Source organism: Streptomyces sp. NPDC091280 (assembly GCF_044768565.1).
Classification (GTDB): Bacteria; Actinomycetota; Actinomycetes; order Streptomycetales; family Streptomycetaceae; genus Streptomyces.
Window position 1 is genome coordinate 151,260 of record NZ_JBIVUZ010000021.1, and the last position, 14,815, is coordinate 166,074.

Annotated in this window: 13 protein-coding genes; 10 read left to right on the forward strand and 3 right to left on the reverse strand. The window is 71.0% G+C overall.

Going from position 1 to position 14,815, the window contains the following annotated elements; translation table 11 throughout:
* Positions 1-41 precede the first annotated feature (41 nt).
* Positions 42-908, reverse strand: a complete 867-nt coding sequence (locus ACIQPR_RS44795) for a hypothetical protein (RefSeq protein WP_403661997.1) — start codon at positions 906-908, stop codon at positions 42-44.
* Between the two features lie 83 nt (positions 909-991).
* Between ACIQPR_RS44795 and ACIQPR_RS44800 the strand changes: the two genes are divergently transcribed.
* From ACIQPR_RS44800 to ilvD, 4 genes are all read left to right on the forward strand, one after another.
* Positions 992-1,924 carry a Ppx/GppA family phosphatase gene (locus tag ACIQPR_RS44800; RefSeq protein WP_403662000.1) on the forward strand — a complete coding sequence of 311 codons (933 nt, stop codon included), beginning with the start codon at positions 992-994 and terminating at the stop codon, positions 1,922-1,924.
* A gap of 734 nt (positions 1,925-2,658) precedes the next feature.
* Positions 2,659-3,483 carry a sugar phosphate isomerase/epimerase gene (locus ACIQPR_RS44805; protein ID WP_200716958.1) on the forward strand — a complete coding sequence of 275 codons (825 nt, stop codon included), beginning with the start codon at positions 2,659-2,661 and terminating at the stop codon, positions 3,481-3,483.
* A complete protein-coding gene (locus ACIQPR_RS44810) occupies positions 3,480-4,085 on the forward strand; it encodes a TetR family transcriptional regulator (RefSeq protein ID WP_403662003.1) in 606 nt (201 codons plus the stop codon). The genes ACIQPR_RS44805 and ACIQPR_RS44810 overlap by 4 nt, the downstream gene beginning before the upstream one ends.
* Positions 4,086-4,195: 110 nt before the next feature.
* Complete coding sequence (ilvD, locus tag ACIQPR_RS44815; RefSeq protein WP_403662006.1) at positions 4,196-6,049, forward strand: dihydroxy-acid dehydratase; 1,854 nt, start codon at positions 4,196-4,198, stop codon at positions 6,047-6,049.
* A gap of 92 nt (positions 6,050-6,141) precedes the next feature.
* On the opposite strand, the gene ACIQPR_RS44820 is transcribed toward ilvD, so the two are convergent.
* Complete coding sequence (locus ACIQPR_RS44820; RefSeq protein WP_403662009.1) at positions 6,142-8,280, reverse strand: serine/threonine-protein kinase; 2,139 nt, start codon at positions 8,278-8,280, stop codon at positions 6,142-6,144.
* A 182-nt stretch (positions 8,281-8,462) separates the two neighbouring features.
* Between ACIQPR_RS44820 and ACIQPR_RS44825 the strand changes: the two genes are divergently transcribed.
* The 6 genes from ACIQPR_RS44825 to proC all read left to right on the forward strand — a co-directional run bounded on the left by ACIQPR_RS44825 (position 8,463) and on the right by proC (position 13,224).
* Positions 8,463-8,786 carry an SH3 domain-containing protein gene (locus tag ACIQPR_RS44825; protein ID WP_403662012.1) on the forward strand — a complete coding sequence of 108 codons (324 nt, stop codon included), beginning with the start codon at positions 8,463-8,465 and terminating at the stop codon, positions 8,784-8,786.
* A gap of 130 nt (positions 8,787-8,916) precedes the next feature.
* Positions 8,917-9,486 (forward strand): EamA/RhaT family transporter, encoded by a 570-nt coding sequence (locus tag ACIQPR_RS44830; protein WP_403662015.1) that lies wholly within the window; start codon positions 8,917-8,919, stop codon positions 9,484-9,486.
* A 103-nt stretch (positions 9,487-9,589) separates the two neighbouring features.
* A complete protein-coding gene (locus ACIQPR_RS44835; protein ID WP_403662018.1) occupies positions 9,590-10,372 on the forward strand; it encodes a class I SAM-dependent methyltransferase in 783 nt (260 codons plus the stop codon).
* Positions 10,373-10,693: 321 nt separating this feature from the next.
* Positions 10,694-11,491 (forward strand): ABC transporter ATP-binding protein, encoded by a 798-nt coding sequence (locus tag ACIQPR_RS44840; protein ID WP_403662021.1) that lies wholly within the window; start codon positions 10,694-10,696, stop codon positions 11,489-11,491.
* Positions 11,488-12,285, forward strand: coding sequence for an ABC transporter permease (locus tag ACIQPR_RS44845; RefSeq protein ID WP_403662024.1), 798 nt, complete (start codon positions 11,488-11,490; stop codon positions 12,283-12,285). Before ACIQPR_RS44840 ends, ACIQPR_RS44845 begins: the two co-directional genes overlap by 4 nt.
* 129 nt (positions 12,286-12,414) lie before the next feature.
* Complete coding sequence (proC, locus tag ACIQPR_RS44850) at positions 12,415-13,224, forward strand: pyrroline-5-carboxylate reductase (protein WP_403662027.1); 810 nt, start codon at positions 12,415-12,417, stop codon at positions 13,222-13,224.
* A gap of 85 nt (positions 13,225-13,309) precedes the next feature.
* On the opposite strand, the gene trpS is transcribed toward proC, so the two are convergent.
* A complete protein-coding gene (trpS, locus tag ACIQPR_RS44855) occupies positions 13,310-14,305 on the reverse strand; it encodes a tryptophan--tRNA ligase (protein WP_403662030.1) in 996 nt (331 codons plus the stop codon).
* Positions 14,306-14,815 lie beyond the last annotated feature (510 nt).

Here is a 14,815-nt window from a genome sequence, read left to right on the forward strand (position 1 = left end):
GGTCAGCAGGCGCGGTCAGCCGCCAGGGTCGGCGGACCGGGTCAGTGGACCGGGTCCGCCGGATGCGGTGCCAGCAGCGGGAGTCGCGAGGCCAGGCGCTCCTCGCACAGCTCGACGAGACGGTCGTAGCCCGCCTTGCCCATCAGCTCGGTCAGCTCCGGGCCGTAGGAGACGTAGACCGGGTCACCCGCGCCGTGCGCCGAGGTCGCCGACGTGCACCACCAGTGCAGGTCGTGACCCCCGGGGCCCCAGCCCCTGCGGTCGTACTCGCCGATCGACACCTGGAGCACCCGGGTGTCGTCGGGCCGGTCGATCCACTCGTACGTCCGCCGCACCGGCAGCTGCCAGCAGACGTCCGGCTTGGTCTCCAGGGGCTCGCGGCCCTCCCGCACGGCGAGGATGTGCAGCGAGCAGCCCGCGCCGCCCGCGAAGCCGGGGCGGTTCTGGAAGATGCACGAGCCCTTGTAGGGGCGGGTCTGGCGGTCGCCGTCCTCGTCCTGCGAGATCCAGCCGTTCGCCACGCCCTCGTCGTGGTGCTGCCAGATGTCCGGCGTGAGCCTCGCCACATGTCCGGCGACCCGCTTCTCGTCGTCCTCGTCGGAGAAGTGCGCGCCCAGGGTGCAGCAACCGTCGTCCGCGCGGCCCGCCTGGATGCCCTGGCAGCCGCTTCCGAAGACGCAGTTCCAGCGAGAGGTCAGCCATGTCAGATCGCAGCGGAAGAGCTGTTCCTCGTCCGCCGGATCCGGGAACTCCACCCACGCGCGCGCGAAGTCGAGCCCCTTCTCGTCGGCTTTCAGAGCCTTCTTCGACATCGTCGGCGTCTTCGGGGGCCCGGCCGACGTCACCGGCGAAGAATCGCCGGGTGATTTGGCCGCCTTGTCGGTCTTCGCCTTTTTCGTCTTTGGCACGCGTCCAGGGTAAGTCGCCCGGGGCGGGCCCAGAAACCGTTCCGAGGACGGAGATCGGTGCAGGTGGCAGTAGCGTTCCGTATATGAGACTCGGTGTCCTCGACGTGGGATCGAACACGGTGCATCTGCTGGTGGTGGACGCACACCCAGGCGCACGCCCCCTGCCCGCGCACTCGCACAAGGTGGAACTCCGCCTTGCCCAACTCCTCGACGAGGACGGCGCGATCGGCCCCGAAGGGGTCGACAAACTCATCGGCGTCGTCCACGAGGCGTTGCAGGCGGCCGAGGACAAGGGCGTCGAGGAACTCCTCCCGTTCGCCACCTCCGCCGTCCGCGAGGCCAGCAACGCGGACGAGGTCCTCGCGCGCGTGCAGAGCGAGACCGGCGTCGAACTCCAGGTCCTCACCGGCGCCGAGGAGGCCCGGCTGACCTTCCTGGCCGTCCGCCGCTGGTTCGGCTGGTCGGCCGGCAAGCTCCTCGTCCTCGACATCGGCGGCGGCTCCCTGGAGATCGCGTACGGCATCGACGAGGAACCCGACGCGGTCGTGTCCCTCCCCCTCGGCGCGGGCCGCCTCACCGCGGGCTGGCTGCCCGGGGACCCGCCGGAACCGGCCGCGATAAGGGCCCTGCGCCGCCATGTGCGCGCCCAGATCGCCCGTACGGTGGGGGAGTTCAGCCGCTTCGGCGCCCCCGACCACGTCGTCGCCACGTCGAAGACCTTCAAGCAGCTCGCCCGCCTCGCCGGCGCGGCCCGCTCCGCCGACGGCCTCTACGTCCAGCGCGAGCTCAAGCGCGGGTCCCTGGAGGCCTGGGTCCCCCGCCTCGGCGGCATGACCACGGCCCAGCGCGCCGTCCTCCCCGGCGTCTCCGAAGGCCGCGCGGAACAACTCCTGGCCGGCGCGATGGTCGCCGAGGGCGCGATGGACCTCTTCGGCGTGGAGACGCTGGAGGTCTGCCCCTGGGCACTGCGCGAGGGCGTGATCCTGCGACGACTGGATCAGTTGCCTTCGGTGTAGAGGACGACCGGATCAACTGCCGTCGGCGTGGAGGGGACGTAGGGCGGGGCGGAGGACACGGGCGGACGTCGGCCGGCTTGCGCGTGGCTGCCGGGTGTGTGCAGGCCACCTGGGGTATCCCGGCACCGGGCACCTCGGCACCGGACATCCGGGTGCCGGGCACCGGGGAGGGCCGTCGGCCCCCGGCCGACTGCGCCGCGACCCACGCGCGCGTGCCGCATCGTGTCGCATGCGCGTGCGGCACGGGGCCGAGGGGCGGGGCAGGCCTCCCGTTCACAGGTCTGTGCCGCGCGGATGTGTAACTCGGGGTCGCGCCGGGTCAGGCCTCCCGCCCGCCGGTGCGTGTCGCGCGCGCGTGTGCCTTGCGTGGCCGCCCGGGAGCTGGGTCACTCGCCTGTCCGTTTCGTGCCGCACGCGCGCGTGCCCTCCGTGCCGTACACACGAGTGCCTCCCCGTAGTGACCGTGCCCGGCGCAGCCGAACGGCCCCCACACGCACCCCCCGTGCCACACGCGCCCCGTCCACACCCCCGCGCCCCCGGAGCCCCATCCCGCCCGACCCCACTCCACCCCACCCCCCAACTGAACACCCACCCAGCACCCCACGTATCAGACCCGCATGAAGGATCGCCACAACTCCGTCCCGCGTCGGAGATGGCCGGTTGACGTACCCCGCACAGGGTGGGCACAGCAACCGGCTCCCCCGCGCAAAGCGCCGCCCCGTAGTCTGTCCTCCGTGGCAGAACCAGTCGTGCGCATCCCGGATGCGAAGGTCGCGCTGTCCACGGCGTCCGTGTATCCGGAGTCGACGGCGACGGCCTTCGAGATCGCCGCGCGCCTCGGTTACGACGGCGTCGAGGTCATGGTGTGGACCGACCCGGTCAGTCAGGACATCGAGGCGCTGCGCAGACTCAGCGACTACCACCAGGTCCCGATCCTCGCCGTGCACGCGCCGTGCCTGCTCATCACGCAGCGAGTGTGGTCGACCGACCCGTGGATCAAGCTCCAGCGCGCCCAGGCCGCCGCCGAGAAGCTCGGCGCGAGCACGGTCGTCGTGCATCCGCCGTTCCGCTGGCAGCGCCAGTACGCGCGGGACTTCGTCAGCGGGATCTGGCGGATGGCGAACGAGACGGATGTGCGGTTCGCCGTAGAGAACATGTACCCGTGGCGCTACCGCGACCGGGAGATGCTCGCCTACGCCCCCGAGTGGGACGTCACGCAGGACGACTACCGGCACTTCACGATCGACCTCAGCCACACCGCGACCGCCCGCACCGACGCGACCGAGATGATCGAGCGCATGGGCGACCGGCTCGGCCATGTCCACCTCGCCGACGGCAACGGCTCCAACAAGGACGAGCACCTGGTCCCCGGCCGCGGCACCCAGCCCTGCGCCGAGCTGCTGGAGCGGCTCGCGACGACCGGCTTCGACGGGCATGTCGTCATCGAGGTCAACACCCGGCGCGCGATGTCCGGCGCCGAACGCGAGGCCGATCTCGCCGAGGCGCTCGCCTTCACGCGGCTGCATCTGGCCTCGGCCGTGAAGGTGCCCCGGCGGTGACCGACGCCACCGCCAAGCGCCGGGGCCGACCCCCTCGTACGGAGTCCGCCGACACCCGCGACCGCATCCTGGCCGCGGCCCGCGAGGAGTTCTCCGAGCGGGGGTACGAGAAGACCTCCGTGCGCGGGATCGCGAAGGCCGCCGGGGTCGACCCGGCGCTCGTGCACCACTACTTCGGTACCAAGGAGCAGGTTTTCGAGGCGTCGATCGAGGTCGCCTTCGCCCCGGCGGCGCACGCGCCCGAGGCGGTCGCCGAAGGGCCGCTGGACGGCGTCGGCGAGCGGCTGACCCGCTTCATCTTCGGCGTCTGGGAGAACCCGGCCACCCGCAAGCCGCTGCTGGCGGTCGTCCGCTCGGCCGTCAACAACGACGCCGCCGCGGCCGTCTTCCGCCGGCTCGTGGTCTCCCAGGTGCTGGGCCGGGTCGCCGCGCAGCTGGACCTCCCGGACGCGGAACTCCGCGCCGAACTGGCCGCCGCCCAACTCGTCGGTACGGCGATGCTGCGCTACGTGATCAAGGTCGAACCGCTGGCCTCGGCCGACCTGGAGCAGATCATCGCGCGGATCGCGCCCGTGGTGCAGGGGCATCTGACAGGGCCCTGAGGCCGTCGCGCGGCGAGACGGTCATCCCGCGATACGGACACCGTGTCCGACCCCTGGATGACGGGCGTACGCTCAATAGCAGCCCTATCTGTCTGAAGGAGCGAGCGACGATGCCCGAGCTGAGGTCCCGCACAGTCACCCACGGCCGCAACATGGCGGGCGCACGCGCCCTTATGCGCGCCTCCGGTGTACCCGGTGCGGACATCGGACGGAAGCCGATCATCGCGGTCGCCAACTCCTTCACGGAGTTCGTGCCGGGCCACACCCACCTCCAGCCGGTCGGCCGGATCGTCAGCGAGGCGATCACCGCGGCTGGCGGCATCCCGCGCGAGTTCAACACCATCGCGGTCGACGACGGCATCGCGATGGGGCACGGCGGGATGCTGTACTCCCTGCCCTCCCGCGACCTGATCGCGGACAGCGTGGAGTACATGGTCGAGGCGCACTGCGCCGACGCCCTGATCTGCATCTCCAACTGCGACAAGATCACCCCGGGCATGCTCAACGCGGCCCTGCGGCTGAACATCCCGACGGTCTTCGTCTCCGGCGGCCCGATGGAGTCCGGCCGCGCCACGCTCGTCGACGGCACGGTCCGCACCCTGGACCTCGTCGACGCGATCTCGGACGCGGTGAACGACAAGATCTCGGACGAGGACATCCTCCGTATCGAGGAGAACGCCTGTCCGACCTGCGGTTCCTGTTCCGGCATGTTCACCGCCAACTCGATGAACTGCCTGACCGAGGCCATCGGCCTGTCCCTGCCGGGCAACGGCTCGGTCCTCGCCACGCACACCGCCCGCAAGGGCCTGTACGAGGACGCGGCCCGCACGGTGATGGACATCACCCGCCGCTACTACGAGCAGGACGACGAGACGGTCCTGCCGCGCAACGTCGCCACCTTCGCGGCCTTCGAGAACGCCATGGCCCTCGACATCGCGATGGGCGGCTCCACCAACACGATCCTGCACCTGCTGGCCGCGGCGCAGGAGGCGGGCGTCTCCTTCGGCCTGGACGAGATCAACGCGGTCTCGCGCCGCGTCCCGTGCCTCGCCAAGGTCGCCCCGAACGTCGCGAAGAACCGCACGTACTACATGGAGGACGTGCACCGCGCCGGCGGCATCCCCGCCCTGCTCGGCGAGCTGCACCGCGCGGGCCTGCTCAACGAGGACGTCCACTCCGTCCACAGCCCGTCCCTCGCGGACTGGCTGAAGACCTGGGACGTGCGCGGCGGCTCCCCGTCCCCCGAGGCCGTCGAACTGTGGCACGCGGCCCCCGGCTGCGTCCGCTCCGCCGAGGCCTTCTCCCAGTCCGAGCGCTGGGAGGCGCTGGACGAGGACGCGGCCGAGGGCTGCATCCGCTCCGCCGAGCACGCCTACTCCAAGGACGGCGGCCTCGCGGTCCTCAAGGGCAACCTCGCGGTCGACGGCTGTGTGGTGAAGACGGCGGGCGTGGACGAGTCCATCTGGACCTTCGAGGGCCCGGCCGTCGTCTGCGAGTCGCAGGAAGAGGCCGTCGAGAAGATCCTCAACAAACAGGTGAAGCACGGCGATGTCGTCGTCATCCGCTACGAGGGCCCCAAGGGCGGCCCCGGCATGCAGGAGATGCTCTACCCGACGTCCTTCCTCAAGGGCCGCGGCCTCGGCAAGACCTGCGCCCTGATCACCGACGGCCGCTTCTCCGGCGGCACTTCGGGCCTGTCGATCGGCCACGCGTCCCCCGAGGCGGCGTCCGGCGGCACCATCGCCCTCGTCGAGGACGGCGACCGCATCCGCATCGACATCCCGAACCGCTCCATCGAACTCCTCGTCGACGAGCCCGAGTTGGCCCGCCGCGAGGCCGCGCTGCAAGGCCGCTACGCCCCGAAGAACCGCGAACGCAAGGTCTCGGCCGCGCTGCGCGCCTACGCCGCGATGGCCACCAGCGCGGACCGAGGCGCCGTCCGGGACGTCAGCAAGCTCGGCTGAGCCCTCCCCGGTCCCAACCCCCGCCCGAGGCCGTCTCCTTCACCCACCGACGGAGACGGCCTCCCGCGTACCGCCTCCCGTCACCCAGGTGCCTACCAAGTCCCAGGTGTAAGCGAGTTGACGGCGAAGACCGTGCCGTCGGGGGCGGCGGCGTAGACGCGGTTGTCGGCCACGACGGGTTCCGGCAGGGTCGCGCTGATGCGGTCCGAGCCGGAGTCGAGGCGGGCGGGGGTCTGGCCGACGAGGCGGCCGGCGCGGGCGTCGACGGCCAGCAGGCGTCCGTCCGCCGCCGTGACGTAGACCTGTCTGCCGTCCGTGACCGGTGTGGAGCTCCGTAGCACGGCCGTTTCCAGGCCCCACAGCCGCTTGCGGGTGTTCATGTCCACGGCGGTCATCGAGCCCCCGGTCCCCATGAGGTAGACGACGTTCCCGCGCACGGTCGCGTGGGCCTGGTCGAGCCGCACGGGCAGTGTGAAGCGCCGCGTGGCCCCGGTCTCGGGGGTGTAGCGGACCACGGCCTGCGTGGCGCCGTAGACCGTGTCGACGGACAGGAGGAAGACCGAGCCGCCCGCCGTGCCGATCGGCTGCACCGACCCCTTCAGTCCCTCGTCCCAGCGCACCTCGCCCGTCTCCGGGTCGAGTGCCGTCACGCGGGTGCTCGACCCGTCCGCCGACGTGCTCGCCGCGTACGCCAGCGTGTCCCCGGTGAACGAGACGAAGTGGGGCGTCAGTTGGCCCGGAATCCGGTGGCTCCACTTCTCGACGCCCGACGCGCCGTCCACCCCCGTGACCGTGCCGTCCGCGTGGGTGAGCAGCAGCATGTCGCCGGCCGCCGCCAGCCCGGTCTGGGCGGGCACGGTTCGCTGCCAACGTGCCTTGCCCGAGGCGGGATCGAGGCCCTCCAGACGCCGGCCGTCGTCCAGCGCGGGATGCACGAGCCCGCCCGACAGGACCGGTGGCCCGCCGGTCCGGGTCGTGGGCACGGCGTGCCGCCACAGCAGCCGGCCGTCGGACGGGTCCAGCGCGAACACGACACCTGGCTGCGCGCAGAACAACTTCCCCGCCCCGTAAGAGCATTGAGGGGTGCTCTCGGCGGAGACGGGGACGGACTTCCAGCCGCTGAACACGGCGCTGGGCGTGGTGTGCGGAACGGCGCTCTTCGGTGCCGGTTCGGCGTCGTCGGACAACTGGAGCGCGGCGAGCGTGCCGATCGCGGCCAGCCCGAGCGCACCCGCCCCGAGCACGACCCGCTTGCGCGACAACAACCGTCTCCCGCGCTGCCGTTCGGGCCGCTCACGCTGCTCGGGCCACTCGGGCCGCTTGGACTCCTCCTCCGCGAGGGATTCCGGCAGCGGCGTGACGCCCTCGCGCTGTGCCGGTATGTAGGCCTGCGTGTCGTACGAGGCCGACACCGACCGCAGTTCACGCATCAGCTCGTCGGGTGTGGGCCGGTCCTCGGGCTCCTTGGCGAGGCAACGCAGCACCAGCGGCGCGATGTTCTCCGGCAGCCCGGTCAAGTCCGGCTCGTCATGCACGACTTGGTAGGCCACGACATAGGGACTGTCGGAGTCGAACGGCCCGCGCCCGGTCGCCGCGTGCACGAGCACGGACCCGAGCGCGAAGACGTCGGCGGCCGGTCCGACCTCCCTCGGGCGCCGGAACTGCTCGGGCGCCATGAACGGCGGGGTGCCGATCAACTTGCCCGTCTCGGTGCGCAGTTCGCTGTCCTTTGGCCGAGAAATGCCGAAGTCGATGACCTTCGGCCCGTCCTCGGCGAGGAGTACGTTGCTGGGTTTCAGGTCCCGGTGCACGACCCCCACCCGGTGGATGTCACGCAGCGCCTCGGCCAGGCCCGCCATCAGCCGGCGCAACTCACCCGGCGCCATCGGCCCGTTCCGCTTCACATGCTCGGAGAGGGTCGGCCCGGGGATGAACGACGTGGCCATCCACGGCCGTTCGGCCTCCGGGTCGGCATCGACGACCGGCGCGGTGAAGGCCCCGCTCACCCTCCGCGCGGCGGCCACCTCCTGCCGGAACCGCCCCCTGAACTCGGGGTCCTGCGCGAACTCCGCGTGCACGACCTTGACGGCGACCTTCATCCCGGAGGTGCTCTGCGCCAGATGCACCACACCCATGCCACCGGAGCCGAGGCAGGACTCCAGGCGGTAGTGACCGGCGTACTCGGGAAGTTCCGCTTCCGCGCCCGCTCCGGTGTTGCGCTGTGGCGCCATGGGTACACCCCCGTGCTGATCGTTCGCGCGCGCGACGGACGGAGCCTAGTCGATGACCCGTACGCGACAGAGGCGGCTTGCTGACCTCCGTGTACGAATCGCGCACATGTGTTTCGTGGCGCGATCTGAGGGAATCATCGTTGCCCCATGGCAGTCATGGGGTCCAACGGGGGAGGTTTTTCATGTCTGTCGACCGCGCACCAGAAGCAGACGCAGCGGCCGGTACGGAGGCCACGGCGGAAGCCGTCACAGCGTCCCTGCACTACTACTCCATCGCACCCGGCACCCGCGTCAACGTCCGCAGCGGCCCCGGCACCGGCTACACCATCGTCCGGGTCCTGGCCGAGGGCTCCCAGGTCCCGATCTACTGCCAGACACCCGGCACCACGGTGACGGGCTACTACGGCACGACCAACATCTGGGACAACATCGACGACGGCGAGTACGTCTCCGACGCCTATGTGAACACCGGCAGCGACGGCTATGTCCGCCCCCGCTGCTCCTGATCCCACCGAGGTGAACACGCGCCGCACGCGCGCGTGAGCACCACTGGCACCGACGGCGCCGGCCACACCGCCGCGCGCCGCGGCTGAACCCAGAAGGAGCCCGTGTCGGCCCCGGAGCCATAATCGTCCCGTGAGCGACGAAAACGGCACCCAGGACACCGACGCGGGCTCCCCGGGCAAGGAGACAGGCTCTCCGGCCAAGGACACGGCCACTCCGGGCAAGGACGCGGGCGTTGCCGCGGGCCCCCGCCCCGAGCCCCTCCGCTTCTTCGGCACCACCTGGGTGAACCACGACGACGGCTACACCCCGCGCCGTATCGCCGCCGCGGTCGGTTCCCTCGCCGCGGCCGTCGCCTCCTGCCTGATCCTCCGCTTCGCCTACCAGGGCCTCCAGATCGCGGACGTCGGCAGCTTCGTCACCCTCCTCGTCATCGTGATGTTCGCGGTGTGCAGCGCGCTCGCCTTCGGCCACACCTGGGAGAGCTTCAAGAAGCGCCCCGACCCCGACCGCCAGGCATCCCTCCGCGGCCTCCTCGGCATCGGCTTCGTCGGCTCGCTCCTCGCCTACTTCTTCCGCACCTTCACCGAGGCCCCCGGCGAGAACCTGCGCCGCCAGGAGTACGAGGCGGCACTGACCCAGCACAAGAAGCGCACCACCCGCCGCACGGGCAACCCGGCGAAGAAGCGCCGCGAGAAGTAGGCAGGCACACACAGAGGGGCTGACCCGGCCGGTCCGGCAGGCGCCCCCCATCTCTCACCAAAATCCACCTGCACCCTGCACCCACCCCGGCAACCATGGCCGTATGACCACTTCGTCGAAGCCGCCCTCGCACACCGCGCGAGCCCACTCCTTCAACGCCGCCGCGGCCCAGTACGCCGAGAACCGCCCCTCCTACCCGCCCGCCCTCCTCGACGCCGTCGAGGAACTGGCCGGCCGCCCGTTCGCCGGCGCCCGTGTCGCGGACGTGGGGGCGGGCACCGGCATCGCGACCGCCGTCCTGCACGCGCGTGGCGCCGACGTGATCGCGATCGAACCCGGCGAGGGCATGGCGGCCCAGTTCCGCCGCACCCTCCCCGACGTCCCGATCGTCAGGGGCTCCGGCGACGCCCTCCCCCTCACCGACAACTGCGCCGACTTCCTCACGTACGCGCAGGCCTGGCACTGGACCGACACCACCAAGTCGGTCCCGGAAGCCCTGCGCGTACTGCGTCCGGGCGGCGCGCTCGCCCTGTGGTGGAACACCAGCGCCGTCGACGTCCCGTGGATCGCCGAGCAGTCGGAACGCATCAAGACCCACTTCGGCATCGACCGCGTGGTCGAACAGAACGGCAGCGGCCTGCGCGCCGCCCTCGCCGACCCCTCCGGCCGACTCGACTTCACCCACCGAAGGGTCCGCTGGAGCCGCCAGGTCCCGGTCGACACCCACCTCGCCAACATCGGCAGCCACTCGGTCTTCCTGGTCCAGAACGCCGAGGCCACCAACACCTTCCTCACCAAGGAACGCGACCACCTGCTCACCGCGTTCCCGAACGGAATGGTGGAGGAGACCTACGTCGTGGAACTCGTCGTGGCCCTCACCCCGTAACACCTCATGACCCCTATCACCCCTATGAACCCCCATGGCACCGCGTGACACCCCGTGACGCCCTGAGCGCCCCGGCCCCGAGATCACCGCTCGCTTGAGCGACAAGCGACAAGCGACAAGCGACAGGGGCCGGGGCGCTCCACTCCGGCCCCTGCATCACGCGCCATCACCCGCCATCGCGCCCGCACCACCCTCCCCTCCTCCCGCATGCCCGCGCGCCCCCGCGTACGCCCAGGTGCCCGCGTACGCCCGCGCGCCCCCGCTCCGTCGAGCCCGCGCGACCGCTTGACGACCCCGCCCCGCGAGAGCATTATTCATCGCATGATGAATTACGTCGCCGATCCACCCGACGCGACCCCCGAACCCGCCGTCCGGGCCGAAGGCCTCACCGTCGTCCGAGGCCCCCGCACCGTCCTGCGCGGCATCGGCTTCACCGTCCCGCGCGGCCAGATCACCGGCCTGCTCGGTCCCTCCGGCTGCGGCAAGTCGACCCTCATGCGCTCGATCGTCGGCACCCAGGCCAAGGTCACCGGCACGCTGGACGTCCTCGGCCGCCCCGCCGGCCATCCCACCCTCCGTTCCCGCATCGGCTACGTCACCCAAGCCCCCTCCGTCTACGACGACTTGACGGTCCGTCAGAACCTCGACTACTTCGCCGCGATCCTCGACCCCGGCCGCCCCGCCGCCGCCCGCCGCCACGAGGTCGACCGCGTCCTCACCGACGTCGACCTCGCCACCCACGCCGACGCCCTCGCCGGGAACCTCTCCGGCGGCCAGCGCAGCCGGGTCTCCCTGGCCGTCGCGCTCCTCGGCACCCCCGAACTCCTCGTCCTCGACGAGCCCACGGTCGGCCTCGACCCCGTCCTCCGCCGCGACCTGTGGGCCCTCTTCCACCACATCGCCGACTCCCGCGGCGCCACCCTCCTCATCTCCTCCCACGTCATGGACGAGGCCGAGCGCTGCCACCGCCTCCTCCTGATGCGCGAGGGCGAGGTCCTCGCCGACGACACCCCCGACGCCCTCCGTACCCGTACCGGCTCCGACACCGTCGAAGCCGCCTTCCTGCACCTGGTCGACGAGGCCGTGGCCGCCGGCCGCCAGAAGGAGACGACCCGATGAGCACGCCGACCACCGCAGCCGCCCCGACGACCCCCGCGCCCGTAACCGCCCGCGCCCTCAGCGTCCCCCGCACCACCGCCACCGCGGCCCGCGTCCTGCGCCAGCTGCGCCACGACCCCCGCACGATCGCGCTGCTGATCCTCATCCCGTGCGTGATGCTCGTCCTGCTGCGCTACGTCTTCGACGCCAGCCCGCGCACCTTCGACAGCATCGGCGCCTCGCTGCTCGGGATCTTCCCGCTCATCACGATGTTCCTGGTCACCTCCATCGCCACCCTGCGCGAACGCACCTCCGGCACCCTGGAACGCCTCCTCTCCATGCCCCTGGGCAAGGGCGACCTCATCGCGGGCTACGCCCTCGCCTTCGGCTTCCTCGCGATCATCCAGTCCGCGCTGGCCACCGGCCTCGCCGTCTGGTTCCTGGGCCTCGACGTCACCGGCAGCCCCTGGCTCCTCCTCCTGGTCGCCCTCCTCGACGCCCTGCTCGGCACCGCGCTCGGCCTCTTCGTCTCGGCCTTCGCCGCCTCGGAGTACCAGGCCGTCCAGTTCATGCCGGCGGTGATCTTCCCCCAGCTCCTCCTGTGCGGCCTCTTCACCCCGCGCTCCGACATGCACCCCGTCCTGGAGGCGATCTCCGACGTCCTGCCGATGTCGTACGCCGTCGACGGCATGAACGAGGTGCTCAAGCACACGGACATGACCGCCACCTTCGTCCGCGACGCCCTGATCGTGGCCGGCTGCGCCCTGCTGGTCCTGTGCCTGGGCGCGGCCACCTTGAGGAGGCGTACGGCATAGCAGCCCGACAGAGCGACCGGGCACAGCGGCCCGGCGCGGTGACCTTCCGTCCGGCACCGCGCACCCGGGCGCCGTTCCGCCAAGCGGACAGCCCCCACCCCGCCCCACCGCCGGTGCGAGGATGACCCCATGACGCAGAAAGTCGCAGTCCTCGGCACCGGCAAGATCGGCGAAGCCCTGCTCAGCGGAATGATCCGAGCGGGCTGGGCCCCGGCCGACCTCCTGGTCACCGCCCGCCGCCCCGAGCGCGCCGAGGAACTCCGCGCCCGCCACGGCGTCACCCCGGTCACCAACGCCGAGGCCGCGAAGAGCGCCGACACCCTGATCCTCACGGTCAAGCCGCAGGACATGGGCACCCTCCTCGACGAACTCGCCCCGCACCTCCCCGCCGACCGCCTGGTCATCAGCGGCGCGGCGGGCATCCCCACCGCCTTCATCGAGGAACGGCTGGCCGAAGGCACCCCGGTCGTCCGCGTCATGACGAACACCCCGGCCCTCGTCGACGAGGCCATGTCCGTCATCTCCGCCGGCAGCCACGCCACCGAGGCCCACCTCGCGCACGCCGACGGGATCTTCGGCGCCGTCGGCAAGACGCTCCGCGTCCCCGAGTCCCAGCAGGACGCCTGCACCGCCCTCTCCGGCTCCGGCCCGGCGTACTTCTTCTACCTGGTCGAAGCCATGACGGACGCGGGCATCCTGCTCGGCCTGCCCCGCGACAAGGCCCACGACCTCATCGTCCAGTCCGCGATCGGCGCCGCCGTCATGCTCCGCGACAGCGGCGAACACCCGGTCAAGCTCCGCGAGAACGTCACCTCGCCGGCCGGTACGACGATCAACGCCATCCGCGAACTGGAGAACCACGGCGTACGCGCCGCGCTCATCGCCGCCCTGGAGGCGGCCCGCGACCGCAGCCGCGAACTGGCCTCCGGCAACAGCTAGATCGGCTGCGAAGACGGAAGGCCGGAAGGCCGGAAGGGCACAGGACCACAGGACCGTAGAGCCGTACGGCCGTCGGGCCGTCGGGCTACGCGGGCAGGAGTCCGATGGCCCGATACACGGTGTCGACCATCGGCTTCGCCATCCCTCTCGCCTTCTCCGCGCCGTCCCGCAACACCCCCTCCACATAGGCGGGATCCGCGCACAACGCCTTGTGTCGCTCCTGCAACGGCCTGAGCAGTTCGACCACCGCCTCCGCGGTGTCCTTCTTCAACGCTCCGTACGACTCGTACACCCCGCTCAGGTCCTCGGGGTCCCGGCCTTCGCAAGCGGCCAGGATCTCCAGCAGATTGGCGACCCCCGGCCGTTCCTCCCGGTCGTAGACGACGTCGGCCGCGCTGTCGGTCACGGCTCGCATGACCTTCTTCCGTACGGCGTCCGGCTCGTCCAGCAGGTAGACGATGCCCGGCCCGGAGTCGTCCGACTTCCCCATCTTCGAGGCCGGCTCCTGAAGGTTCATCACCCGGGCCGCCACCCCCGGCCGGGTGGCCCGGGGCACCACGAACGTATGGCCGTACCGCTGGTTGAACCTGACCGCCAGATCCCGGGCCAGTTCCACATGCTGCGCCTGGTCGTCCCCGACCGGCACCTCGTCCGTTCCGTACGCGAGGATGTCCGCCGCCATCAGCACGGGATACGTCAGCAACGACAGCCGCACACTCCCGCCCCGCTCCCGCTCGCGCGCGGCCTTCTCCTTGTACTGGATCATCCGCCGCATCTCGCCGTCGTTGGCCACACACTCCATGACGTACGACAGCCGGGTGTGTTCGTCCACATGACTCTGCACGAACACGGTGCACAGCTCGGGATCAAGCCCCGCCGCCAGCAACAGCGTCGCCGCCTGCCGGGTCAGCCTGCGCACCCGCGCCGGGTCGTGGTCCACGGTCAGCGCGTGCAGATCGACCACACAGAACAACGCGTCGCTCTGCCGCTGGTCCAGGTCGGCCCACCGCCGGACGGCACCCAGATAGTTCCCCAGCGTCAGGTGCCCGGTCGGCTTGACCCCACTGAAGACCCGTGTCATCTCTCCACCTCCTGGTCGAGACCGCCGCACCGACCGGCCGACCCTCTGGAGGGAGAAACGAGAACGGCCGCCGAGGCGGCGGCCGTTGAGTACATACGTGTGTACGGCCGCCGTCAGGCGGCCCACCACTGCTGGGTGCACGTATGCGTAGTCACGTCACACAGCGTACGCCGCTACGAGGCTCTCCGGAGCGGAGTTGACACGCCCCGACCGGCTACGTAGTGTTCTCCGAGTTGTCCGACGTGAGCGCCGACTCCGGTCGGTCCCCGGACAGCCATTCCGCAAGTACCTACAGACAATCGACGATCCGTCGTCGCGTTGTATTGGCATGCGTATTTGCGAAATGAGGAATCCGCGTTCGAAAGGACGCACCCCCCGATTCGCTCGGGACTCGGGATTCCGCTAAAGTCTCACTCGTCGGAACGGCCCAACGGCCGGGAAGGCAGCCCCCGCTGACTGGGAGTCAGGCCCGAAAGGATCTGATAGAGTCGGACTCGCCGGAAAGGGAAA

Bases quoted from the DNA above. Each gene is read 5' to 3' on its own strand.
- proC (WP_403662027.1), top strand. From the start codon at position 12,415: ATGACGCAGAAAGTCGCAGTCCTCGGCACCGGCAAGATCGGCGAAGCC.
- ACIQPR_RS44820 (WP_403662009.1), bottom strand. From the start codon at position 8,280: ATGGCGCCACAGCGCAACACCGGAGCGGGCGCGGAAGCGGAACTTCCC.
- ACIQPR_RS44845 (WP_403662024.1), top strand. From the start codon at position 11,488: ATGAGCACGCCGACCACCGCAGCCGCCCCGACGACCCCCGCGCCCGTA.
- ACIQPR_RS44800 (WP_403662000.1), top strand. From the start codon at position 992: ATGAGACTCGGTGTCCTCGACGTGGGATCGAACACGGTGCATCTGCTG.
- ACIQPR_RS44835 (WP_403662018.1), top strand. From the start codon at position 9,590: ATGACCACTTCGTCGAAGCCGCCCTCGCACACCGCGCGAGCCCACTCC.
- ACIQPR_RS44840 (WP_403662021.1), top strand. From the start codon at position 10,694: ATGATGAATTACGTCGCCGATCCACCCGACGCGACCCCCGAACCCGCC.
- ACIQPR_RS44825 (WP_403662012.1), top strand. From the start codon at position 8,463: ATGTCTGTCGACCGCGCACCAGAAGCAGACGCAGCGGCCGGTACGGAG.
- trpS (WP_403662030.1), bottom strand. From the start codon at position 14,305: ATGACACGGGTCTTCAGTGGGGTCAAGCCGACCGGGCACCTGACGCTG.
- ilvD (WP_403662006.1), top strand. From the start codon at position 4,196: ATGCCCGAGCTGAGGTCCCGCACAGTCACCCACGGCCGCAACATGGCG.